Here is a 23,548-nt window from a genome sequence, read left to right as displayed (position 1 = left end):
AGTGAATACCCCCTGGTGAGAGCTGCGTGCTTTCAGGAGAGAATGGAATGAGCATCAATATCGCCCCGGCAGACATGGACGAACTGCGTCCTCGCATCGTCGTCATCGGCGTGGGCGGCGCGGGCGGCAACGCGATCACCAACATGATCGATGCCGATATCGAGGGCGTCGACTTCGTCTACGCGAACACCGACGCACAGGCGCTCAACAGCTCCGTCGCCGAAACCCGCATCCAGCTCGGTCCCGAACTGACCAAGGGGCTGGGCGCAGGCGCGCGGCCCGAAGTCGGCCGTGCTGCGGCGGAAGAAACGATCGAGGAAATCGAAAAGGCGCTCGAAGGCGTCAACATGGTTTTCATCGCGGCCGGCATGGGCGGCGGCACCGGCACCGGCGCCGCACCTGTGATCGCCGAAACCGCGCGCAAGATGGGGATCCTCACCGTCGGCGTGGTGACCAAGCCCTTCCTGTTCGAAGGCACGCGGCGCATGCGCTCGGCCGAACAGGGGATCGACCAGCTGCAGGACCATGTCGACACGCTGATCGTCATCCCCAACCAGAACCTGTTCCTCGTCGCCAAGGCCGAGACGACCTTCAAGGAAGCATTCCAGCTCGCCGACGAGGTGCTGCAGCAGGGCGTCCGCTCGATCACCGACCTGATGGTGATGCCCGGCCTGATCAACCTCGACTTCGCCGACATCCGCTCGGTGATGCAGGAAATGGGCAAGGCCATGATGGGCACCGGCGAAAGCGAGGGCGAAAGCCGCGCGCTCGAGGCGGCCGAAATGGCGATCGCCAATCCGCTGCTCGACGGCGTCTCGATGCAGGGCGCCCGCGGGGTCATCATCTCGATCATCGGCGGCGAGGACATGCGCCTGCTCGAAGTCGACGAGGCCGCCAACCACATCCGCGAGCTCGTCGATCCCGATGCCAACATCATCTGGGGCTCGGCGTTCAACCCCGACCTCGAAGGCAAGATCCGCGTCTCGGTCGTGGCGACCGGGATCGACGGCCATGTCGCGGGCGCGCATGACGGCGGTCGTGCGGCGCGTACCCCGTCGCCGGCGTCCCGCGTGCCCGAGCCGGTCAAGAAGGAACCGGTGCCCGAACCCGAGATCACCTACGAAGCGCCCGAACCGCAGGAAGCCTCGCCCGAGCCCGTCGATGCCGGGTTCGGCGACTCCCCGCTCGCGCGCCGCGGCGAGGCGAAACCGGTCGACGACCTCGACACCAATGAGGGCTTCGACGGCGGCGATGATTATTCCGGCGCGTCGGACGACGCGGTGCCGCCACCGGCCGACGACAGCGGCTACACCGCGCCCGGAGAAGACCATGGCTTCTCCGACGATGATGACGAACCGCTCGATTTGTCGCTCGATTTCGCCGAGGACGAGGAAGGCGAAGACGACGTCAACGAGGATGCCTATGCCGACCTGACCGGCGGTGGTCTTCCGCGCATGCCCAAGAGCATCGACGAGGTCGAGGACGAGGGCGAAGACGAATTGCTGCTCGACGCCTCGCGGCTCGCCGAAAACCGCGATGACGAGGCGGGCACGCCGTCCCCAGCTCCCGAACCCGCACCGTCCGCCGCCGACGGCCTCGGCGGGACCTCGGCAGGTGGGGCCCCGGCCCAGCCTTCGGGCGGTCCGCCGGTTCCGGGCGGCGGCAGCACGCTGTTCGAACGCATGGCGAACCTGTCGCGCGGCGGGGGCAAGCCCTCGTCGGAACCGGAAAAGGGCGCGGGGGAAGACGAGGAGGAGGACGACAATGGCGCCGTCAATATTCCGCGCTTCCTCGGCCGCCAGAACAACCAGTAAGCCGCTGCGCACGACGCTCGCCGCGCTGGCCTGTGCCGGGGCGGCACCGGTCCTGCCTTTCGCCATCCAGGCGCAGGAAGTCGTCCAGCGACTTCCGAGCGCCGAGGAGCGCGCGCTCACCGAGGCCCTGCAGACATTGGCGCGCAACCCGAACGAACGGCGTGCGCTGCTGACGGCGGGGCGCTCGGCGCTGGCGCTGGGCGATACCGACGCGGCGCTGGGTTTCTTCTCGCGCCTGCGCGATCTCGATCCGGGCAGCAGCGACGCGCTGGCGGGGTTGGCAGCGGTCCAGGTCCGGCGAAACGAGCCGGTGCTGGCGCTCAGCCTGTTCGATAATGTCGGGGACGACGCGCTGCGCGATCTCTCGATCGTCGCCGAACGCGGGCTGGCCTATGACCTGGTCGGCGACCAGGCCCGCGCGCAGGCGATCTATCGCGAGGCCCTCGCCGTGACCCGTTCGGAGGAACTCGTCCGGCGGCTGTCGCTCAGCCAGGCGATCGCGGGCGATCGTGAAGCGTCCGAAGCCACCCTGCTGCCGCTGCTGCAACGACAGAACAAGGCGGCATGGCGGACGCGCGCCTTCGCGCTGGCGATCCTCGGCGCGAGCGACGAGGCGGTCACGGTCGCCAACGCGGTCATGCCCGCCGGACTCGCGCGCGAGATGGAGCCATTCCTGCGGATCATGCCGCGATTGACGGCCGCCCAGCAAGCGGCGGCCGCCAATCTCGGCCAATTCCCCCGCTCGAGCCAGATCGGTCGCGATACGCCCGAGATCGCGGCCTATGTCCGCAGCCCGCAATCGGCGGCGCAGGGGCGGCGACAGCCCGGTGACGGCCTGGTGCCGCAGGGCCAGCCCTTCGGGCCGGACGCAGGAACGACGCAGGCCAGCCGCCCCGAGCCAGCGGACGCAGTCACGCGCGACAGCGATGGTGAAGTGCTTGCCCGGCAGGCGACGACGCTGCGCGATCGCCAGTCTCGAACAGCGGTCCCGCGCGAACGTACCGATTCGGCGCCAGCGGCAGATCCGGCTCCGTCGAACCCGGAGACGCGTGCAGGCGAAGTCTCGCGCTCCACCCTGCCGACACAGGAGCAGGGCGCCGCGGCGCCGGTCGAGCAGCCGGTGCAGCCAAGCGCGGGATTCGACCTGTCGCAGGTGCCGTCGACGACGCGCGAAGAGCCGATTGCGGAACCCGAACCCGATTTCGCCAGCGCATTCGGCGATTTCGTGAGGCCGACGGTCGATCCGGATGCGTCGGAGGGCGGGGTCGACGTGACCGGGATCGAACCTGCGCGCCCGCAGCCCGAAGACCCCCCGCCGCCACCGAACCCCGCGCGAATCTGGGTCCAGCTCGGAATCGGTCGCGACGTCGATGCGCTGGCCTTCGACTGGCGCCGGCTCCAGCGACGCCATTCGCAGCTCGAGGGCCGCGATGGCTATCGAGCTGGGCTGGGCCAGACCAACCGGATGGTAACCGGTCCCTTCGCGTCGCGCGCGGAGGCCATGGACTTGGTTAATGCGCTCAAGGAAGCGGGGCATGACAGCCTTGTCTGGCGGTCCGAAGATGGCGAGGAAGTGATCCTCCTGCCCGACCGTTGAGCTGCTCCGCGGATTGCGACGCAGGGTAGTTATCCCCAGTTCCTGCCGGGCTTTTCCACAGCGATACCACAGGCTTATCGAGTTATACGCAGCTGCGAGTCCGGCGCACATTGCTCCCGGGAGTCATGGCGATTCATAAGGGCGCCCATGGACATGAGGGAAGCATGGGTACGGTAAACGCAATCACGGCCACCGAGGATGCCGCACCGGTCGAAATGCTCGCGGCGCTGTTCGAAGCCCATGGCTGGCCCTTCGAGCTGACCCAGGAGAACGAGATCGCGGGTGAGATCCGCGGCAGTTGGACGACCTACCAGCTGCGCGGCGTGTGGCGGCGCGACGATCATGTCCTGCAATTGCTCTGCCTGCCCGAAGTGCGCGTGCCGCAGGAAAAGCGGGTGGCCGTGTTCGAGCTTCTGGCGATGGTCAACGAACAGCTCTGGCTCGGCCATTTCGACATCTGGTCGAATGGCGGGATGCTGCTCTACCGCCACGGGCTGATGCTCGGCGACGACGGATTGCTCAGCCTGGCCCAGGCCAAAGCCGCGGTCGAGGCGGCGGTGGCCGAATGCGACCGGTTCTATCCCGCCTTCCAGTTCGCGCTGTGGGGCGACAAGGAACCGGCCGAAGCGCTGGCCAATGCAATGGTGGACGCAGCGGGCGAAGCCTAATAGGCGCAATGCCCATGGAGGCATCGCGCAATGTTTGAACGTATCCTTGTCTGCGGTTTCGGCAACATGGCCTCGGCTATGGTCGAAGGCTGGATCGCGGGCGGAATCCCGCCGCACCACTTCACGATCTACAACCCGCGCCCGAAAACGGTGCCGCAGGGGACCAAGCTGGTCACCGATATCCCGCCCACGCCCTTCGACGCGCTGGTGCTGGGGTTCAAGCCGCACATGCTCGCCGACGTCGCGCCCAAGCTGGGCCCGGCTTCGAACGGCGCGACGATCATCTCGATCCTCGCCGGGGTCGACCTCGATTCGCTGCGCAAGGCCTTTCCCAATGCGGGCAAGGTGATCCGCCTGATGCCGAACCTAGCCTGTGCGCTGGGCAAGTCGCCGATCGCGCTGGCAGGCCGCAGCCTGACCGAAAAGCAGCGCGAAGCCGTCGAACAGCTGGCCAAGCCGCTCGGCCCCTTCGCCTGGGTCGATGAGGAAAACTACGAGCTGACCACCGCGCTGGGCGGTTCGGGCCCGGCCTTCGTCTACCGCTTCATCGATGCGATCGCAGGAGCGGCGACCGATCTCGGGCTCGATCGCGAGGAAGCCGACAAGCTGGCGCTCGCCATGGTCGACGGGGCGACCCAGCTGGCGGTGAATTCGCGGCACTCGCCGGGCGAACTCGCCAAACGGGTCGCGAGCCCCGGCGGCATGACGCAAAAGGGCATGGACGTGCTCGACGAGGGCGATGCACTACGCAATCTGCTCCGCGACACGCTCGCTGCCGCGCGCGACCGGGGCACCGAAATGGCGGAAGAAGCGCGTAAATCGGGTAAGTGACGCGTACGGTCGCGATGACCGATTACGCTTGAAATTAAGCCGATGGATGCCGATATTGTCGGCACAAGTCAGCGCCTATGGTGGCGCGGACGGGATAGGAGTTCGACGAATGGCCGATTGGAACGACCAGCGCACCGGCGTCGGTTACGGAACCGGCATCGACAGCGCCTCGGTGCCGAGCACCGTGCGCGACACGGGGCTGCGCAAGCACATGCTCTCGATCTACAACTACATGACCTCGGGCGTGCTGCTGTCGGGGATCATTGCGCTCGTCTTCGCCCAAGGCGGCGAGAATTCGATGGCCGCGCAATTGTTCACGAGTGGCGGTATCCTGGCCTGGATCGTGATCTTGTCGCCGCTCGCGATCGTGTTTGCGATGAGCTTGGGCGCCAATCGCTTCTCGGCAGGCGCCTTGCAGGCGATGTTCTGGGGTTTCGCGACCCTGATGGGCATATCTCTGTCGACGATCTTCCTCGTCTATACGAGTGAATCCATCGCGCTGACCTTCTTCGCGACTGCGGCCGCCTTCGCCGGCCTCAGCCTGTTCGGCTACACCACCAAGAAGGACCTGTCGGGCTTCGGCACCTTCCTGATCATGGGCGTGGTCGGACTGCTCGTTGCGATGCTGCTCAACATCTGGCTGCAGTCGAGCGGCCTCGCCATGGCGATCAGCGCGATCGGCGTGCTGATCTTCGCGGGCCTCACCGCCTACGATACGCAGCGACTGAAGGCGCAGTACATGCATGTCCGCGGGACCGAATGGGCCGGCAAGGCAGTGATCCTCGGCGCGCTCAGCCTGTATCTCGACTTCATCAACATGTTCCAGTTCCTGCTCGCCTTCCTCGGCGGACGCGAATAAGCGAAGGGACGACCGAACACGCGAAAGCCCGGCGGGAGTGATCCTGCCGGGCTTTTTCGTTGTCAGCGGCTATTCATTACAAAGGTTGGTTGGCGTGGAGCTTCAGCTTCCGCTAAGGCAGGTCCGGACAGGGGGCTGTCGTTAAGGATTTTCGGGAAGGTTGGTATGACGGGTCGTAATTCGATGAGAACGGGTGTCATTGTCACCCTCGTGGCGGCGCTCGCCGCTTGTGCGACGCCGGCACCGCCGCCTCCTCCTCCGCCGCCGCCACCCCCGCCGCCGCCCGCCGCCGTGGTCATTCCGCCGCGCCCGCAGCCGCCCTTGGGCGTCACCGGCGGCGTGGTGATCCCGCCCATGGATGCCTTCGGCAGGCGCGATACGGTCAACCGCAACATCTCGACCTCGCAGGTGGTGTGGAATTTTCGCAGCGCGCTCAACGTCGCGGCGCTCAATTGCCTCGGGCCCGACTACAGCCTTCTGGTCGACAATTACGGCGCCATGCTCAAGCGCCACGCACGCGCGCTTTCGGCTGCCAATCGCGGCGTCGAACAGCGCTTTCGCGACGAATACGGCGCCCGCTACGTCATGCCGCGCGAAAGCTACATGACCAAGGTCTACAATTATTTCGCCTTCCCACCGACGATGCCCGAGCTGTGCGACGTTGCGAACCGGCTGAGTTTCGGCGTCACCGTGGTCGACCCGGCCGAGTTCGAATCCTTCGCCACCCAGGGACTGGCCGAGCTCGATGAGGTGCTGATCAGTTTCTATAACGAATTCGAGGCCTGGCGCGCCGCGGTCGCCGATTGGGAAGAAACCTACGGTACGCCGATCTCGGCCCCGATCATGGCATCGAGCCTCGTCAGCGACACCGCGATCCAGACCGGGACGGGCATCGCCCCTGTCGATCCGGAAACTGCACCGAGCGTACCGACGCCCGATGCGCCGCTCACCGTAACCGGCGCCCCGGCGAGCCTGCCGGGTACGGCGGCCCTGCCCGATCCCGATCCGATCCGCCCCACGCCGACGCCGGCGTCGCCCTCCTCCGACGAGCCGGCCTACGGCCCCACGCCCGACGGCGAGGAATAGGTCGCGATTAGCCCTTGGCACGCGCGCGTGCTTTGGCTAATGGGCGCCCCTCGCACGGCTTAGGCTGCGGCGAGAAGCCACTGGAACGGGGCCGTAGCTCAGTTGGGAGAGCGCGTCGTTCGCAATGACGAGGTCAGCGGTTCGATCCCGCTCGGCTCCACCAGTTGGAATGAAAGGGCGGCCCTCGGGCCGCCTTTTTCGGTTTTATGGACCCTTTCCTTCCCAATCGCGCCCATCCGGACTACCTGAACCAGCATGCATTTCCTCGACCAGGCCAAGATTTTCATTCGTTCGGGCGCAGGCGGCCCCGGGGCCGTAAGCTTCCGGCGCGAGAAGTATATCGAGATGGGCGGTCCCGATGGCGGTGACGGCGGTCGCGGAGCGGACGTGGTCTTCGAAGCCGTGCCCGCGCTCAACACGCTGATCGATTTCCGGTATTCGCAGCATTTCAAGGCCGATCGCGGCGGCCACGGCATGGGCAAGGACCGCACCGGCGCCTCGGCCAAGCCGCTGGTGATCAAGGTGCCCGTGGGCACGCAGATCCTGTCCGAGGACAAGGAAGAGGTGCTCGCCGACCTGACCGAGGAAGGCCAGCGCATCGTGCTGCTCGAGGGCGGCATGGGCGGCCGCGGCAATGCGAGCTACAAGACCTCGACCAACCGTGCGCCGCGCCAGCACCAGCCGGGCGAACCGTCGCAGGAAATGTGGGTCTGGCTGCGGTTGAAGCTGCTCGCCGATGTCGGGCTGGTCGGGCTGCCCAATGCGGGCAAGTCGACCTTCCTCAACGCGGTGGCCAACACCAAGGCCAAGGTCGGAGCCTATGCCTTCACCACCATTGCGCCCAAACTCGGCGTGGTGCGCCACAAGGGCCGCGAATTCGTGATCGCCGACATCCCCGGCCTGATCGAGGGGGCGGCCGACGGAAAGGGCATCGGCGATCGCTTCCTCGGCCATATCGAGCGCTGCCGCGTGCTGATCCACCTGATCGATATCGAGGGCGAGGAGCCGGTCGATGCGCTCAAGACGGTGGAGGATGAGCTGGCGGCCTATGGCGAAGGGCTCGAGGACAAGCCCCGCCTCGTCGCGCTCAACAAGCTCGACCTGGTCGACGAGGAACTGTTCGAAGCCTTCGCCGCCGAGTTGAAGGAAGCGGGCGTCGACGAGGTCTTCCCGATCTCGGGTGCGACCGGCGACGGAATCCCCGAACTGCTCGACGCGGTGCTGGGATATTTGCCCGAGAAGAAGACCGGTGCACCGGGCAGTGCCGAGGTCGAAGATGCCGACGATGCGGAGTGGTCGCCGATTTGAGCGTGCTCGCGATCACCGGCGGCACGGGTTTCGTCGGCCGCGCGACGATCGAACGGGCGCTCGCCGCCGGACACACCGTGCGCGCGCTGACCCGCCGCCCGCAGTCGGAACGCGAGGGCCTCGAATGGATCGCAGGCGATCTGTCCGACGATACTTCACTCGAACGGTTGGTCGCGGATAGCGACGCGGTGATCCATGTCGCGGGGGTGGTCAGCGCTTCCGATCCGGCGCTGTTCGAAGCAGCCAATGTGCGGGGCGCATACTCGCTGGCCCGTGCGGCCGAACAAGCGGGACCGGAACGCCTCGTGCTCGTTTCCTCGCTGGCAGCGCGCGAACCCGACCTGTCGCTCTATGGTCGCTCGAAGAAGCGCGGCGAGGACGTCGTGCGAGCTTCGGGGCTGGACTGCAGCATCGTCCGCCCTCCGGCGGTCTACGGGCCGCATGATACCGAGATGTTCGAACTGTTCCGCGCGGCGAAGAAGCGCGTCCTGCCGATGCCGCCACAGGGACGGACCTCGGTGATCCACGTCGATGACCTCGCATCGCTGCTCTTGACGCTGGCGGGGCAACGCGGAGACGACCGGATTTACGAGCCCGACGATGGGCGCGCGCAGGGGTGGGAGCACGGCGAGCTCGCCCGCGCGATCGCTGCGGCGGTAGGGCGCAAGGCATTCGTGCCACGCGTGCCCGGCCGGCTGCTCTCGCTCGCCGCACGCGGCGACCGGATGCTGCGCGGCGACAAGGCCAAGCTGACCCCCGACCGGGTCGGTTACATGGTGCATCCCGATTGGGTGGCGCGACCCGATCGCAGGCCGCCACCGGAGCTGTGGCAGCCACAAATCGATACGTACGAGGGGCTCGCCGCAACCGCGCGCTGGTACGAAGCGCAGGGCTGGCTCTAGGGCTCTTTCCCGGTCGTATCGATGCGCTGCGCGACGGCAGCGATCAGCTGGTCGAACTGTTCGTTGCCGCGCAGGTTGAGATCGCGCTGCGGGAACGGGATCTCGATGTCGTTTTCCTTCAGCAGCCACCACAGGTTCTTGAGCACCTGCGAGCGGACATTGCCGACCCCGTCTTCGGGATCCTTGATCCAGCACTGGATGACGAAATTCACACTGCTGTCGCCATAGCCGTCGAGCCACACGGTGGGAGGCGGGATGTCGAGCACGCGCGGACAATCCTTCGCCGCCTGAAGCATCAGCTTTTCCGCCACGCCGATGTCGCAGCCATAGGAGACGCCGACCGGCACCTGCATGCGCACATTCTTTGACGAATAGGACCAGTTCTCGACCTGGTTGATCATCAGGTTTTCGTTCGGGATCAGGTATTCGCGCTGGTCGCGGGTGGTGACCGAGACCGCGCGGATGCCGATCTTGCGAATCTGGCCGAAGCTTTCCTTGCCCGCCTGGTCGGTCACCGCGATCACGTCGCCCGGCTTGATCGAGCGGTCCATCAGCAGGATGATCCCCGCGATCAAATTACCGAAGGTCTTCTGAAGGCCGAAACCGATCGCGAGGCCGAAGGCGCCGGAAAACACCGCGAGCGCGGTGAGATCGATTCCCAGCAAATCGATCCCGATCAGGAAGGCGACCGCCCAGACGACGATCGTGACGAGTTTTTCGGCGAGCAATTGCTGGGTTGCGTCGAACCCGCTGAACTTGCGGATGCCGCGGCGCACGACCTTGCCGAAGCCCCAGGCGAACAGCAGCACGCCGCCGATGATGCCGATCACCACCAGCACGTCGAGCAGCGAGATTCGGTGGTCGCCGAGCGTCAGCGCGACCGCGTCGATCGCTTCGACCACGGTGCCCGCGGTTTCGTTCTGGGCCGCGACTTCGCGGATCCCTTCGGTCGCGGTCACCGCACCGGTCGCGGTGTCGACCGGCTCGGGCGTGGCGTTGGCCGCCTGCTCCAGCCGGTCGAAGACCGATTGCAGCGGTTGCGCACCGCCATCGGCGGCTGTTTCGGGGGCGGAGGGAGTGGCGGTTGGTGTCGTCATGCGTCGAGAGCAGCAAAACCCTGTTCGAGGTCTGCAATCAAGTCCTCGCTGTCTTCCAATCCCACGGAAAGGCGGATTCCGAGCGTGTCGTCGGGACCGCAGCCGGGCGGCGGCCACGCCATCCGGTCGCGGATCCGCGCCGGATCGAACGGCACGGCAAGGCTTTCGTATCCGCCCCAGCTATAGCCCATGCCGAAGAGGTCGAGCGCATCGAGTAATCGCCCGCGCGCGGGTTTGTCGCGCCCTTTCAGGACGAAGCTGAACAAGCCGCAGCCGCCGGTGAAGTCGCGTTGCCACAGTTCGTGGCCGGGTGCGCCGGGGAGCAGCGGGCAGAGCACCTGCGCGACCTCGTCGCGGCCCGCCAGCCATTCGGCCACTTTTCGGGCGTTCTCGGTCGCGCGCTCGAGCCGCAATTGCATCGTGCGCAACCCGCGATGAGCCAGCGCGGCATCGTCGGGCGAGACGTGCTGGCCCTGCAACTGCGCCGCGCGCCGGAGCGTGCGGTAGAATTTCTCGTTGCCGGCCGCGCTCCCCATGAGCAGGTCGGAATGCCCGCCGACATGCTTGGTCAGCGACATGATCGCGATATCGGCCCCGTGATCGAGCGCGGCGAAGCCGAGCGGCGACGCCCAGGTATTGTCGAGCAGGACCGTGGCTCCGTGACGATGTGCGATATCCGCCAGCGCGGGCACGTCGCACACTTCCATCGTCAGGCTGCCGGGGCTCTCGAGCAGGACCGCGGCCACGTCCTCGCTCACCAGCGCTTCGAACGCCGCATGGTCGAGCGGATCGAAGGTGATCGTTTCGACGCCCATCCGCTTGAGCGGGCCGAACGCGATCGCCCGCGTCGGCTCGTAGGCATTGTCGGTCAGCGCGAGCCGGTCGCCGCTTTCGAGCACCGCCGCCAACGCGGAAAACAAGGCCGCCGTGCCCGACGGATAGAGCATCGTCCCGGCCGCGCCCGGTTCGAGCTCGGTCAATGCTTCGGCCAGCGCCCATTGGGTCGGCGCGCCACGCCGCCCGTAGTGGAAATGCCCGTCGGCATTGGGGTGCCCGCGCGCGAGTTCCTCGTGGGTGTCGTAGAGGTGGGTCGAGCCGCGCCAGACCGGCGGATTGACCACCGCCCCGGTCCATTCGGGACGACGTCCTCCCTCGACGAGCCGTGTCGCCGTCTTCCTGGGCGGTTTGCGATCCGCAGTCAGCGCGCCGGCCCCGTCTGCTTGGGGGTAGCGGGGTCTGCGCCCCATTCGGCCCAGCTGCCGTCATACAGCGCGACGTCGTCCTTCCCGAGCAGGTGCGCCGCGAACAGGACCGCGGCGGCCGTCATCCCGCTGCCGCAACTGGTGACCAGCGGCCGGTCGAAATCGACCCCCGCGCGATCGAACGCGGCGCGCAGGGCCGCCTCGTCCTTCCAGGTGCCGTCGTCTTCGAACAGCCAGCCCACCGGCAGGTTGCATGCGCCGGGGATATGGCCCGCGCCCATGCCCTCGCGCGGCTCGGGCGTCGAGCCTTCGAAACGCTCGGCCGGGCGGGCATCGACCACTTGCTCGGCATCGCGATCGATATTGGCGAGCATGTCCGCCTTCGAGCGCACCTGCCGGCCTGAGCCGTAGGTGGTGAAATGGCGCGTTCGCCGCTCCCGTCGACCGCTTTCGACCGGGCGGCCCTCGCGCTCCCACTTGGCGAGCCCGCCGTCGAGGATCGCGACGTTGGAAGCACCGAACAGCTTGAACATGAACCAGGCGCGGGTGGCGCTCCGTACCTGGCTGCGATCGTCGTAGATCACGACCCGGCTGCCGTCGCCGATGCCGAGCGCCTGCATCCGGCTGGCGAATTGTTCGGGCGGCGGAAGCATGTTCGGCGCATCGGCAGCATCGTCGACCAGCGCGCCGAGATCGAGGAACACCGCGCCCGGGATGTGCGAGGCTTCGTATTCGGCGCGCGGGTCGCGCTCGGGTTCGAACGGGTGCTTCGAGGCGTCGACCACCCGCAGGTCGTCGGCTTCGAGCTCTCCCGCGAGCCATTCGGTCGATACGAGACTGTCCATCGCACCTTCTCCCGCTGCGAAGGATCAGGATTAGCTAGCGCGCAGGGCGAGGTCCACCCGTCACGCGGCCTGCGGGGCGACGAGGCGCTGGCCGATATGGCGATAGACGCGCGGCCCCTGGTCGAGCCGGATCGGAACCAGCTCCGGGCCCTGGTCGGCCCGCCCCAGCAGGATGCTCTGCTGTGCGATCACGGGATCGTTGCCGTCGGAGGCAGCGGCCGCGCGCAGACGGACGATCGGTACGAACAGGGCCTGCTCGCCGCGGCGGATCGGGTTGAGTTGCGCGAGCGGCACCCGGAATTCTCCGGTCAGTTCGATCACCGCGCCGGGCTCGAGGTTCTTGGAATTGTGCGCAGCGGGCAGCTTGCCCAGCGGGGGCTCGAGCTGGCGCTCGATCGCCACGTCTCCCCGCGCGGCTTCCATCACGCCCCCGACCAGCAGCTCGGTCAGCGTTTCGCGACCGCGATTGGACACGGTGATGCGGTAGTTGAGCGTGACGGTCATCAGGGTCGCGGTGATATCGCGCACCTCGAACGCCACGTGCAGCGGTCCGTTGTCGAAGGCCACGGCGGCGGGTTTGGGCGGTGAGGGGAGCGGCGCGACCTTGGACGGATCGGCGACCGTGGCTGCTGGCGTGGCTGCCTGCACCGGACCCGGGTTGGTTGCCGCGGGCGACCGCTTCACGGGGGCCGGGCGCTCGATTTGGGGGACGCTGACGGCCGCGGGGCCTTCGCGTCGACGCCACCAGGCAAATGCTCCTCCGGCCAGCGCGATGACGAGCGCGACCAGAACGATCAACAGCCAAGGCAGGCCGCTGTCGGTGGGTGCCTCTCCGGCAGGCTCGGGCGGAGCGGTCGCTGTGGTCGGAGCGGCCGGCAGCGAGGTCGGGATTTCGGTCGGACCAATCGCGTCTGGCTGCGACGTCGGCTCGCCGGGCGTCCCGGGAGCGCGCTCGGTCGTTACGGGCCGGTTCGCAGGCTCAGTCGGTCGCCTCGCGGCAGTCGTCTGACGCGATGTCGGGACCGATTGGACGACCGGAGACTGCGGCGAGGGCGTCGGCGTTGCTGTCGCGCTCGGCTGCGACATGGGCGTGCTTCGTGCCGCCGGGGTCGCGCGCTGTGTCGGGACAGGGATCGGGCGCGCGGCCGGCCGGTCGGGATCCTGCGGACCGTAGACCGGGCTAGAGGATGGCGACGGCGTCGGGGCTGGAGGCAGGTCGAAGCCCTGCGCGGCGACTTCCGCCGGGGCAAGCGCAAGCAGTGCGGCAAGCGAAGCGAGCGGTAGGGCGAGGATCTTTGACATGGGCGATGCTGCTATTGGGGCGCGATGCGACGGCTTCGCGAAAGCGCTCTGAATAGCGGGTGAAGCGCGGCGAATCAGCCCCGCGCTTGCAAGGCGGTGTCATTCGCGCCAGAGCTTGTGGCATGTCCGACACACCCAAATTCCTGGGCCAGCAGAGCCCGCTGCCCGAATCGCCCGAAGAGGCGGTGCTCGACTACGTGCCCAACCCGCGCGCCGGATCGACCTACATGGTCCGCTTCGCCGCGCCCGAATTCACCTCGCTGTGCCCGGTGACGGGCCAGCCCGATTTCGCGCACCTAGTGATCGATTACGCGCCCAAGGCGCAGATCGTCGAATCGAAGAGCCTCAAGCTTTTCCTCGGCAGCTTCCGCAACCATTGCGGCTTCCACGAGGACGTGACGGTGGGGATCGGACAACGCCTGTTCGACGAGATGGAACCGCACTGGCTGCGGATCGGCGGATATTGGTATCCGCGCGGCGGCATTCCGATCGACGTGTTCTGGCAATCGGGTGAAGCGCCGGCCGGGCTGTGGGTGCCGGATCAGGGCGTCGCCCCGTATCGCGGCCGAGGTTAGCCGCCGCCCGACGAGCCGAGCGCGAAATAGCTCCCGACGACAAGCGAAACGACCGCGAGGCCGGTTGCGACCAGCATCAGCAATCCGTCGCGCACCATCAGTGCGAGCCCGAAGAACGCGATCGCGATCATCGGGCCACTGCTCGCGAAGGGCAGCAGTTCGAGCGGGGGAACGGTCACGCATAGGGCCAGGATCAGTACGCCGGCGATCTTGTGCCACGGATTGCGCGTGAACCTGCACCAGCGCCCGTGGAACCACCGATCGAGCCGCTTGCCGGGTCCGCGCAGCTTGTCTGCAGCCTTCTCCAGCTTGTCGGCCTCGACACACCGGTTTTCAATGAAGCCGGGCATCCACAGGTGATCGTGTCCGATCACCATCTGCACTGCAACGAGGGCGACCACCAGCGCGAGGAACGAGGGTACGCCGGGAATCCCACCGATCGGGGTGATCTCGAGCAGTGCGGGCACCATGATGAGCGGCCCCCAACTGCGCTCGCCGAACGCTTCGATCGTGTCGGCGATCGACACCTGGTCGTTTCCCTCCGCCAGCTCCTCGAGATCGTCGAGGATATCGGCGACGCTATGCGGCTCTTTCAAAAGCTTAACTCCCCTGTGTGGGAGAGTAACGGGCGGGGAAGGATATGGTGCCGGTTGCAGGAATCGAACCCGCGACCTTCGGTTTACAAAACCGCTGCTCTACCAGCTGAGCTAAACCGGCACTGACAAGCGCCCCATGATCGAAAGGGGCTGCAAAATCCAGTCCCATTCCCTTAGTCGGGCACCATGGACCTGCAACAGATCGTTGACGACACCTGGAATACGCTCGCGGACGAGCGCGGTTGCGGGACCCCGGCGCGCTATATTCCGGCGCTGGCCGAGGTCGACCCGACAAAGTTCGGCATCGCGGTGGCGACCCGTTCGGGCGAGGTCCATTGCGCGGGCGATACGGACGAGCCGTTCTCGATCCAGTCGATCTCGAAGGTATTCGTGCTCGCCCAGGCGCTGGAGCGGGAAGGGCTGGCGCTGTGGGACGCGGTCGGCCGCGAGCCTTCGGGCAACGCCTTCAACTCGATCGTCCAGCTCGAGCGCGAGAAGGGCATTCCTCGCAACCCGTTCATCAATTCGGGCGCGATCGTCACGACCGACCGCTTTATCGGCGATCGCGGGCCCGACGAGGCGGTGGCGGACCTGCTTGCCAAGCTTCAGAACATGGGGCGCGACGACGATATCGGGATCGACGAGCGGGTCGCCCGCTCGGAAAGCGAAACCGGCGCGCGCAATCGCAGCCTTGCCTATTTCATGGCTGATTTCGGGAGGTTGCTGAACCCGGTCGAGGACGTCCTGTCGGTCTACTTCCGCCAATGCGCACTGGCGTTGACCTGCCGCCAGCTGGCCGACGCCGCGCTTTTTCTCGCCTTCGACGGCTGCGATCCGGTGACCCGCGAACGGATGTGCTCGCGCGAGCGTACCCGGCGGATCAATGCGCTGATGCTGCTGTGCGGGCACTACGACAATTCGGGCGAATTCGCCTTCGATGTCGGTTTTCCGGGCAAGTCGGGGGTGGGCGGCGGGATCCTCGCCAGCATTCCAGGCCGCGCGACGATCGCGGTGTGGTCACCGGGGCTGAACAAGTGGGGCACCAGCCTGCTCGGCGCCCGCGCGCTCGCCCAGATCGCCGACCGCACCGGCTGGTCGGTCTTCAGCGGGCGGTTGGAGAAGATTTAGGGTTTGGCAAGCCGCCAGCTGGCTTTCACCTTCGTGGCGAGAAGGTGACCCTTTCAGGCGGCGCCGAAGGTCCAGCCTTCGGTGGAGGCGAGTTCGCGGGTCAGGCCTGGGGGCGACCACAGCGTCGGATCATGGGCTCGGACGCGGAGCCACGCGGCGGTGAGCAGCGCGTCGGCATCGTCGTCCGACAGGGCGCCGCTGCCGCGCACCCGGGGTGAACCGATCGCCGGATGCGCCAGCGCGGCATTGAGCGCGTCGTAATCGCGCAGCTTGGAAGTCGCGGCGCTGCGTCCGGCAGAAAGCGCAGGGATCGCGGTGTACATCTCGACGATCACCGAGCCGCTATCGGGCAGCGGGTCGTAGGGCCAGACCGGCACCGTGCCGCCCAGCCGGTGCAATACCCGCATGCCTGTCAGCGAGGACTTGCCGACCTGCCCGCTGCCGACGAGCTTGAGATTGCTGTGCGGGCGGCAGCCCATCCGCGCCTGCGCGTGCTCGGTCACCCGCAGGCGGCCGTTGCGGTGGGCGGCACCATCGCAGCGATAATGTTCGCCCATACGCTCGCCATGGTGGAAATATTCGCGCAAGTCCGGGTGCGTGACGAAGTTGCCGACTTCGAGATTGGGGTTGTCGGCACAAATCTCGTCCACCAGCGCCCACAGCGACTTGGCATCGGGTGGACTGGCCTCCCAACCGGGAAAGAACGCGCCGCAATCTGCGAAGGGCAGCGACATGCCGAGATCCATCCCGACCAGCGTATCGTCGGGCAGGTCGCGCAGGATCGCGAGCACGTCTTCGCGCGACCACGCGCGCTCTGGTTCGGCGAGCACCGGCGGGCCGCCTGCGGCATCGGCCACGCCGATCGCGATCCCCTTCTGCCGCGCACCCTTCGCGCCCGACCAGTCGATCGCGACGAAGTGTTTGAAGCGCTCAGCCTTCACCGCGCTCGCGCCGCAGCCTGTCCCAATAGTCGAGCCGCTTCTTCACTTCGCGCTCGAAGCCGCGATCGACCGGCGCGTAATAGGTCTGCGGTTCCATCTCCTCGGGCCAGTAATTATCGCCCGAAAAGCCCTCGTCGGCATCGTGATCGTAGCTGTAGCCCTTGCCGTAGCCGATATCCTTCATCAGCTTCGTCGGCGCATTGAGGATGTTCTGCGGAGGCATCAGGCTGCCGGTTACCTTAGCGCTTTTCCACGCCGCCTTCTGCGCCTTGTAGACGGCGTTCGATTTGGGTGCGCTGGCGAGATAAAGGCAGGCCTGCACCAGCGCGAGCTCGCCTTCGGGGCTGCCGAGAAATTCGTAGGCATCCTTGGCCGCCATGCACTGGGTGAGGGCATGCGGATCGGCGAGACCTATATCCTCGACCGCCATGCGGATCAGGCGTCGCGCAAGGAAGCGCGGTTCCTCGCCTGCGGTGAGCATCCGTGCGAGGTAGTAGAGCGCCGCCTGCGGGTCCGAACCGCGCACCGCTTTGTGCAGCGCGCTGATGAGATTGTAATGCCCCTCGCGATCCTTGTCGTAGACAGCGACCCGGCGCTGGAGGAACGCGCCGAGTGCTGCCGGATCGAGCGGCTCATCGATCTGCGCGGCATAGAGTGTTTCAGCCTGGTTGAGCAGGAAACGCCCGTCGCCATCGGCGCTTGCAACCAGCGCGTCGCATGCCTCGGCGGTGAGGGGAAGCGGGCCTTCGAGTTCTTCCGCCCGATCGAGCAGGTGCGCCAGCGCTTGCGGGTCGAGCCGGTGGAGGATGAGCACCTGCGCGCGGCTGAGCAGCGCGGCGTTGAGCGCGAAGCTCGGGTTCTCGGTGGTCGCACCGACCAGCGTCACCGTGCCGCGCTCGACGAAAGGCAGGAAGCCGTCCTGCTGCGCGCGATTGAAGCGGTGGATCTCGTCCACGAACAAAAGCGTGCGCTGACCCGCATCGGCTGCCTTGTCGGCTTCGGCAAAGGCTTTCTTGAGGTCGGCCACGCCCGAGAATACTGCGCTGATCGAGGCGAAGCGCATGCCCACGCTGTCGGCAAGAAGCCGCGCGATGCTGGTCTTGCCGGTGCCCGGTGGCCCCCACAGGATCATGCTCGACAGCCGCCCGGCGGCGACCATTCGCCCGATCGCGCCTTCTTCGCCGGTGAGGTGATCCTGCCCGATCACCTCGTCGAGCGTGCGCGGGCGCAGGCGATCGGCCAGCGGCGCATCCTCCCGCGGTTCGGCTGGCGGTGCGTCTTGCGGCGCTTGGTTTGCGAATAGGTCGGCCATTGCGGACCTACTTAGCCACTGGCGGCCGAATTGCCATTATTGCGGGACGTGGTAATCTCGATCCCGGGGTCGACGACGTTTTCTTGGGGAGAGGAACAATGTCCGATACGAAATTGCCCTGGCACTTCTGGGCGGTCGGAATCCTGGCGCTGGTGTGGAACGGGTTCGGTGCCACGGACTACTTGATGACGCAGCTCGAAAATCGCGGCTGGTTCGCGTTCATGGGCATGGACGAGGCCACGACCGATGTCGCGCTGGCCTGGATCGCAGCGCAGCCCGCCTGGATGAGCGCGCTGTGGGCGCTGGGCGTCTGGGGTGGCCTGGCAGGGGCGTTGCTGCTGCTGGCGCGCAACCGGCTGGCGGTGCCCGCCTTCCTCGTTTCGCTGGTGGGCGCGGCGGGTTCGTTCGTCGCTTCGTTGCAGCAGGAGGTTCCGCCCGAACTGGAAGACTTCGGCGGGGGCGCGATCATGTACGTGGTGATCGTGCTCGCGGTCTTCTTCACCTGGTATGCCTGGACGATGCGCAACCGGGGGCTGCTCCACTGATCGATCGAGCGACCGCTGCGGGCGTCGTACCGTCCGCGTTTCGCCATTCTACTGGCGCAGTAGTTCGAGATAGGTCTGCGCGACCGCGTCGTTGACGCCGTCCCAGTCGAATTCGTGCGCGCGTTCGAGTGCGGCCTGGCCGTGCTCGTGACGCAGGACATCGTCCTCGCAATAGGCCTGCAAGGCATCGGCAAAGCCGGCGATGTCGCCGCGCTCGACGAGGCGCCCGTTGATCCCGTCCTGAACCAGGTGGTCGCTGCCGATCGTGTCGACCGCGACGACGGGGTGCGCGCAGGCCATCGCCTCGAGCGTGACGTTGGAGAAGCCCTCGGTGCTCGAGGCATTCAGCAGCACGTCCATGCTGGCGACTGCGCGCGCCAGCCCTTCGCCGATCTGGAACCCGGCGAACTTCGCATCGGGCACGCGCTCGGCGAACCATTCGCGTGCCGGGCCCTCGCCGATAACGAGGACTTCGTGCTCCACCCCGCGCTGGCGCAATTCGCCGATCACCTCGGCGAATTGGCCGAGACCTTTTTCCAGCACCAGCCGTCCAAGGTAGCCGATCGCGACCGCATCGTCGGCGATGCCGAGCTCGCGGCGCCATTCCAGGTCGCGCTTGCCGGGGTTGAAAATGGATTTGTCGACCCCCCGCTGCCAGATGCCGAACCGCCTACCGAGACCGAGCTTGCGGTATTCGTCGCGGATCACCTCGGTCGGCGCGAGCACCACGTCGGCGCGGCTGTAATAGCGGCGCATGATCGCGAGCAGCGGTTTTTCAGCCCAAGCGGCACCGTAGTAGGCGGGATAGGTCTCGAACCGCGTATGCACCGATGCCACGGTCGGAACGCCGCGCTTGCGCGCCCAGGTCAGCGCGCGATGGCCCGAAACGTCGGGCGAGGACAGGTGCACGATTTGCGGATCGAATGCGTCGAGCGTTGCCCGGTTCTCGGCCGAAAGCCCCAGCGGGAACTGGTATTCGGTACGGGTCGGGATCGGCTTGCTCGGCAGCGAGTGCAGTTCGCCTTCGGGTTCGAAAGCGGGCGTTTCGGTGGTTGGCGAGAACACCTTTACCTCCGCGCCCTGGCGCAACAGGTAACCGACGAGCCGGTTGAGGGCCTGGTTGGCTCCGTCCTTCTCGTAATTGTAGTTGCCGGAAAACAGCGCGATGCGCGTGCCAGCGATGGGGTGCGGTTCGGCCATGCGCAGCCCATAGTCGCGCGGGAGATACAAGGCAAAGGTCGGCGCTGGCGGGGGCTCGGTCTTCAACCTGACGCACCCGGCGCATCAGGATCGCAGTCGGAGCTTGGCGGTAGCGCTAGCCGCCTATTCCGGCGGCGGGGCGCATTGCTGCCACAGCTCGATCTTGATCCCGTCCGGGTCGAGCAACCATGCAAACTTGCCGTAGCCTTCGTCGACCGTGTCGATCACGTCGACGCCCTTCGCCTCGAGTTCGGCAACGAACGCGTCGAGATCGTCGACCCGGAGGTTGATCATGAAATGCGGCTGGCCGGGCTTGAGGTATTCGCCGTCCTTGAAATGCGAGATCAGCGAATAGGGCTGGTCGCCGGTTTCTTCCGACCACGGCATCTGCGGCCCGTATTCGCCGTCGCTACCCAGTACCTCGCGATACCAAGCCCGCGTCGCGGCCGGGTCCTTGACGACGTAGAATACGCCGCCGAGCCCCGTGACCTTGGCCATCAGGCTGGCTCGACCGCCGCTTCGGCCGCGGGCTGGGTCGCCTTGCTCACCAGCCAGATCGCGAGCCATGCGGCGGCGAAGCCGGGGACGATCTCGTAGAGCCAGTCCGACCAACCGAGCGCGATCCAGGCCGCGACCACGCCGGTGCCGGTCACCAGCCCAGCCACCGCGCCGGCACCGGTCATCCGGTTCCAGGTCAGCGAGAGGATGATCAGCGGGCCGAAGGCCGCCCCGAAGCCGGCCCAGGCGTTCGAGACGAGGCCGAGCACCTGGCTGTCGGGATCGCTCGCCACGACGATCGCGGCGAGCGCGACCAGCAGCGTCGAGATCCGCCCGACATTGACCGTCTCGCGCTCGCTCGCCTCCTTGCGCAGGAACAGGCGATAGAAATCCTCGGTCAGCGAGGATGACGCGACCAGCAATTGCGAGCTGATCGTCGACATGATCGCGGCGAGCAGCGCGGCGAGCAGGAAGCCGGTGATCAGCGGGTGGAACAGCAGGTCGGCGAGCACGATGAAGATCGTCTCGGGATCCTCGACCGCGAGCCCGTTGCGCTCGACATAGGCGCGCCCGGCGATCCCGAGGCCGACGGCGCCGAGCACGCACACGCCCATCCAGCTCATCGCGATGTTGCGCGCGGTGGTCACCGCCTCGACCGAGCGCACGGCCATGAACCGCACGATGATGTGCGGCTGGCCGAAATAGCCGAGGCCCCAGGCCACAGCGCTGATAAAGCCCAGCAATGTCAGTCCCTCGGTGAGGCTCAGGAACCCTTCGACCGGCACCTCGGCCAGCGATCCGCCGGCGCTGCCGCCTTCGCCGAACATCACCACCAGCGGCATCAGCACCAGCGCGACCAGCATGATGCACCCCTGCACGAAATCGGTCAGGCTCACCGCGAGGAACCCGCCGACCATGGTATAGGCGAGCACCACGCCCGCAGTGATCCAGATGCCGAGCATGTAGTCGCTCAATGGCAAGTCGGGCAGCAGCGCGGGGAAGGCGGTCTCGAACAATTTGCCGCCCGCGACGAGCCCGCTGGCAGTGTAGACCGCGAAGAACAGCACGATGACGAGCGCGGAGACGGTGCGCAGCGCGATCGCCTTGTCAGGGAAGCGGTTGGACAGGAATTCGGGGATGGTCAGCGCATTGCCGCGCTCGACGCTCTGCTTGCGCAGCCGCGGCGCGACCACGATCCAGTTGACCAGCGCGCCGACGAACAGCCCGATCCCGATCCAGGCCTCGACCAGCCCGGCGGCATAGAGCGCGCCCGGCAGGCCGAGCAGCAGCCAGCCCGACATGTCCGACGCCCCGGCGGAGAGCGCCGCCACGGCCGGGTGCAGATTGCGCCCGCCGAGCAGGTATCCTTCGGACGTATCGGTGGACTTGCGCCAGGCATACAGCCCGATGCCGAGCATCAGGACGAAATAGGCGGCGAGCGAAATGAGCGTTCCGGTCTGCATGGCGCGAGGGGCTAACAAAAGAGGTAGGCAATATCCAGCCATGTCGCGGAAATGCGCGACAGGGCCGGAGACATGGACCGGGTGTTACACTGTCCAGGAGGTGAAAAACGGGCCGAGCGACAGAGCGCGAGTAATCGGCGGGCGGGGCGGCATGGAGGTCCCTGCGCACGCCCATGAAGGCGCGCGGCCAAAGCGGGAGGATCGACGGTAGGAAAGAGCCGCTGCGACCATACCAGCGCGGCGGCGAGTAGGAAAATCATCGGCTTGCGGGCAGATAGCCGAAGCCTGAAACGGGAAACGGGCAACGGCATGTCAATATCGCTATTGCGAATGATTAGCATTGACGGCGGGGTGGTGCGCTCCTAACCGGCGCGAGTGACCCGTCGCGCCATCCGATTCTGGTATCTCCTGCACAAGTGGAGCAGCCTCGTACCGATGGCGTTCCTGTTGATGCTGTGCGTCACCGGTTTGCCGCTGATCTTTCATGACGAGATCGATGCGCTGTCGGGGGCGGATGCCGAGGTGGCGTTGCTGGCTTCGGGGTCGGGCGCGCCGTCGGCCGAAGGTGGCTTGCCGCTCGATACGATGCTCTCCACCGCGCTCGCCGAGCGGCCGGGCGAGGTGCCGCTGTTCATGGCGTTCAGCCAGGATTCGCCGCTGCTGACCGTGACCACCGGGCCCGCGCCCGATGCGCCCGGCAGCGAGATGTCGCTGTTGTTCTTCGATCGCGCGACGGGGGCCTCGCTGGGTCCCGCGCCGACCAACGCGTTTCTCGATTTCGTGCTCGAAGTGCACACCGACCTGTTTCTCGGCCTGCCGGGAATGCTGTTCCTCGGCGTGATGGGGCTCGGCTTCCTGCTCGCGCTGGTCTCGGGCGTGGTGCTCTACGCGCCGTTCATGCGGCGGCTGCGCTTCGGCACGGTGCGTCGCGATCGCAGCGCGCGCGTGAAGCGGCTCGATACGCATAATTACCTCGGCATGGTGACGCTCGCCTGGGCGCTGGTGGTCGGCGCGACGGGCGCGATCAACGCCTTCGCCGATCCGCTGACCGATAGCTGGCGCGAGAACGAGCTGGCCGCGATGACCGCGGCGAATGCGGGCGGCGAAGCGCTCGACCCGGCCGATTACGGCTCGCTCGACACCGCGATGGCGGCGGCCAAGGCGGCGCTGCCGGGCCGCTCGCCGCAATTCATCGGCTTTCCCGGCGGCGACTGGAGCACCGACCGGCACTATGCGATCTTCTTCCAGGGCGACCGCCCGCTGACCTCGCACCTGCTCACCCCCGCGCTGGTCGATGCCGAGACCGGCGCGTTGGTCGATGCGCGCGACATGCCCGCGCTCAACCAGGCGCTGATGATGTCGAAGCCGCTCCATTTCGGCGATTACGGCGGGCTCGCGCTGAAGATCCTGTGGGCGCTGCTCACCCTGCTGACGATCCGCGTGCTGTGGACCGGGCTGCTGCTGTGGTGGCGCCGGCGGCACGAGAATATCGAACGCCGGATTTCCGAAATCCGCACCGGTGCACGGCGCGGGGCGCTGTCATGAGCTGGCTCCCGAGCCTGCGTGCGACCGGGCGCACGACGCGACGCCTGTCCGCGTGGCAGGTGTTCCGCATGCCGCTGCTGCTGATGGCGACCTCGCTCGGCGGGCTCGTCGCCGGGCTGCTCGGCGAGGGCGGGTGGGACATCGCCGCCGCGCTCCTGCTCGGCACCACCCTCCTCACGCTGATCGCGCTGCGCCTGACCGGGCGCGGTTGACCCATTCCAAAACCTCTCAAGA

At 66.9% G+C, this 23,548-nt stretch carries 23 protein-coding genes and 2 tRNA genes; 14 read left to right on the top strand and 11 right to left on the bottom strand.

From position 1 onward, the window contains the following. Positions 1-47: 47 nt before the first annotated feature. The 9 genes from ftsZ to T8S45_RS07890 all read left to right on the top strand — a co-directional run bounded on the left by ftsZ (position 48) and on the right by T8S45_RS07890 (position 9,065). Positions 48-1,814, top strand: coding sequence for a cell division protein FtsZ (gene ftsZ, locus T8S45_RS07930; RefSeq protein WP_322293347.1), 1,767 nt, complete (start codon positions 48-50; stop codon positions 1,812-1,814). Further along, entirely contained in the window at positions 1,765-3,411 is a 1,647-nt protein-coding gene (locus tag T8S45_RS07925; protein WP_322293346.1) for a tetratricopeptide repeat protein, read from the top strand. Before ftsZ ends, T8S45_RS07925 begins: the two co-directional genes overlap by 50 nt. Before the next feature lie 164 nt (positions 3,412-3,575). After that, positions 3,576-4,079, top strand: coding sequence for a type III secretion system chaperone family protein (locus tag T8S45_RS07920; protein ID WP_188642368.1), 504 nt, complete (start codon positions 3,576-3,578; stop codon positions 4,077-4,079). A gap of 30 nt (positions 4,080-4,109) precedes the next feature. After that, positions 4,110-4,910: a pyrroline-5-carboxylate reductase family protein gene (locus T8S45_RS07915; protein WP_322293345.1), complete on the top strand. Its 801-nt coding sequence runs from the start codon at positions 4,110-4,112 to the stop codon at positions 4,908-4,910. A gap of 109 nt (positions 4,911-5,019) precedes the next feature. Next, positions 5,020-5,769 carry a Bax inhibitor-1/YccA family protein gene (locus T8S45_RS07910; protein ID WP_188642366.1) on the top strand — a complete coding sequence of 250 codons (750 nt, stop codon included), beginning with the start codon at positions 5,020-5,022 and terminating at the stop codon, positions 5,767-5,769. Between the two features lie 183 nt (positions 5,770-5,952). Further along, positions 5,953-6,855: a hypothetical protein gene (locus tag T8S45_RS07905; RefSeq protein WP_188642365.1), complete on the top strand. Its 903-nt coding sequence runs from the start codon at positions 5,953-5,955 to the stop codon at positions 6,853-6,855. An 87-nt stretch (positions 6,856-6,942) separates the two neighbouring features. Further along, positions 6,943-7,018, top strand: a tRNA-Ala gene (locus tag T8S45_RS07900). Between the two features lie 92 nt (positions 7,019-7,110). Continuing rightward, a complete protein-coding gene (obgE, locus tag T8S45_RS07895) occupies positions 7,111-8,163 on the top strand; it encodes a GTPase ObgE (protein WP_188642364.1) in 1,053 nt (350 codons plus the stop codon). Next, entirely contained in the window at positions 8,148-9,065 is a 918-nt protein-coding gene (locus T8S45_RS07890; RefSeq protein WP_322293344.1) for an NAD-dependent epimerase/dehydratase family protein, read from the top strand. Before obgE ends, T8S45_RS07890 begins: the two co-directional genes overlap by 16 nt. On the opposite strand, the gene T8S45_RS07885 is transcribed toward T8S45_RS07890, so the two are convergent. From T8S45_RS07885 to T8S45_RS07870, 4 genes are read right to left on the bottom strand one after another with little or no spacing between them, the layout of a single operon-like run. Further along, on the bottom strand, positions 9,062-10,162 hold the full coding sequence (locus T8S45_RS07885; RefSeq protein ID WP_322293343.1) for a mechanosensitive ion channel family protein: 1,101 nt from the start codon (positions 10,160-10,162) through the stop codon (positions 9,062-9,064). The genes T8S45_RS07890 and T8S45_RS07885 overlap by 4 nt on opposite strands. Beyond that, entirely contained in the window at positions 10,159-11,409 is a 1,251-nt protein-coding gene (gene metC, locus T8S45_RS07880) for a cystathionine beta-lyase (RefSeq protein WP_322293342.1), read from the bottom strand. Before metC ends, T8S45_RS07885 begins: the two co-directional genes overlap by 4 nt. Further along, positions 11,361-12,209 carry a 3-mercaptopyruvate sulfurtransferase gene (gene sseA, locus T8S45_RS07875; protein ID WP_322293341.1) on the bottom strand — a complete coding sequence of 283 codons (849 nt, stop codon included), beginning with the start codon at positions 12,207-12,209 and terminating at the stop codon, positions 11,361-11,363. Before sseA ends, metC begins: the two co-directional genes overlap by 49 nt. 60 nt (positions 12,210-12,269) lie before the next feature. After that, positions 12,270-13,511, bottom strand: a complete 1,242-nt coding sequence (locus T8S45_RS07870) for a hypothetical protein (protein ID WP_322293340.1) — start codon at positions 13,509-13,511, stop codon at positions 12,270-12,272. Positions 13,512-13,633: 122 nt separating this feature from the next. Between T8S45_RS07870 and queF the strand changes: the two genes are divergently transcribed. Continuing rightward, the gene (queF, locus tag T8S45_RS07865; protein ID WP_322293339.1) at positions 13,634-14,086 is read left to right on the top strand and encodes a preQ(1) synthase; all 453 of its coding nucleotides are present in this window, start codon (positions 13,634-13,636) and stop codon (positions 14,084-14,086) included. On the opposite strand, the gene T8S45_RS07860 is transcribed toward queF, so the two are convergent. Both T8S45_RS07860 and T8S45_RS07855 read right to left on the bottom strand, forming a co-directional pair. Next, a complete protein-coding gene (locus tag T8S45_RS07860; protein WP_188642358.1) occupies positions 14,083-14,682 on the bottom strand; it encodes an exopolysaccharide biosynthesis protein in 600 nt (199 codons plus the stop codon). The two genes, queF and T8S45_RS07860, sit on opposite strands and share 4 nt — an antisense overlap. Before the next feature lie 45 nt (positions 14,683-14,727). Continuing rightward, a tRNA-Thr gene (locus T8S45_RS07855) sits at positions 14,728-14,803 on the bottom strand. 65 nt (positions 14,804-14,868) lie between these two features. Here T8S45_RS07855 and T8S45_RS07850 point away from each other — a divergent pair. Then, positions 14,869-15,810: a glutaminase gene (locus T8S45_RS07850; RefSeq protein ID WP_322293338.1), complete on the top strand. Its 942-nt coding sequence runs from the start codon at positions 14,869-14,871 to the stop codon at positions 15,808-15,810. A gap of 53 nt (positions 15,811-15,863) precedes the next feature. Here the strand turns inward: T8S45_RS07850 and T8S45_RS07845 are convergent, their stop codons facing one another. Together T8S45_RS07845 and T8S45_RS07840 are read right to left on the bottom strand one after the other, a co-directional pair. Beyond that, on the bottom strand, positions 15,864-16,751 hold the full coding sequence (locus T8S45_RS07845; protein ID WP_322293337.1) for a hypothetical protein: 888 nt from the start codon (positions 16,749-16,751) through the stop codon (positions 15,864-15,866). Then, positions 16,741-18,063, bottom strand: coding sequence for a replication-associated recombination protein A (locus T8S45_RS07840; protein WP_322293336.1), 1,323 nt, complete (start codon positions 18,061-18,063; stop codon positions 16,741-16,743). Before T8S45_RS07840 ends, T8S45_RS07845 begins: the two co-directional genes overlap by 11 nt. 98 nt (positions 18,064-18,161) lie before the next feature. On the opposite strand from T8S45_RS07840, the gene T8S45_RS07835 reads away from it, so the two are divergent. Next, positions 18,162-18,608, top strand: a complete 447-nt coding sequence (locus T8S45_RS07835) for a hypothetical protein (RefSeq protein WP_188642353.1) — start codon at positions 18,162-18,164, stop codon at positions 18,606-18,608. Between the two features lie 48 nt (positions 18,609-18,656). On the opposite strand, the gene T8S45_RS07830 is transcribed toward T8S45_RS07835, so the two are convergent. The 3 genes from T8S45_RS07830 to putP all read right to left on the bottom strand — a co-directional run bounded on the left by T8S45_RS07830 (position 18,657) and on the right by putP (position 21,769). Further along, complete coding sequence (locus T8S45_RS07830; protein WP_322293335.1) at positions 18,657-19,808, bottom strand: glycosyltransferase family 4 protein; 1,152 nt, start codon at positions 19,806-19,808, stop codon at positions 18,657-18,659. A 123-nt stretch (positions 19,809-19,931) separates the two neighbouring features. Beyond that, positions 19,932-20,306: a VOC family protein gene (locus T8S45_RS07825; protein WP_322293334.1), complete on the bottom strand. Its 375-nt coding sequence runs from the start codon at positions 20,304-20,306 to the stop codon at positions 19,932-19,934. Further along, entirely contained in the window at positions 20,306-21,769 is a 1,464-nt protein-coding gene (gene putP / locus T8S45_RS07820; RefSeq protein ID WP_322293333.1) for a sodium/proline symporter PutP, read from the bottom strand. The genes T8S45_RS07825 and putP overlap by 1 nt, the downstream gene beginning before the upstream one ends. A 375-nt stretch (positions 21,770-22,144) precedes the next feature. Here putP and T8S45_RS07815 point away from each other — a divergent pair, with 375 nt between their 5' ends. Then, positions 22,145-23,314 carry a PepSY-associated TM helix domain-containing protein gene (locus tag T8S45_RS07815; RefSeq protein WP_322293332.1) on the top strand — a complete coding sequence of 390 codons (1,170 nt, stop codon included), beginning with the start codon at positions 22,145-22,147 and terminating at the stop codon, positions 23,312-23,314. Beyond that, positions 23,311-23,526: a hypothetical protein gene (locus T8S45_RS07810; protein ID WP_188642348.1), complete on the top strand. Its 216-nt coding sequence runs from the start codon at positions 23,311-23,313 to the stop codon at positions 23,524-23,526. The genes T8S45_RS07815 and T8S45_RS07810 overlap by 4 nt, the downstream gene beginning before the upstream one ends. The last annotated feature ends 22 nt before the right edge of the window (positions 23,527-23,548 follow it).

This window comes from Pseudoblastomonas marina, from assembly GCF_034374265.1.
GTDB classification, from domain to species: domain Bacteria; phylum Pseudomonadota; class Alphaproteobacteria; order Sphingomonadales; family Sphingomonadaceae; genus Alteriqipengyuania_A; species Alteriqipengyuania_A marina.
The sequence above is the reverse complement of the archived record's forward strand: the minus strand, read 5'-3'. Positions and strand labels throughout refer to the sequence as shown.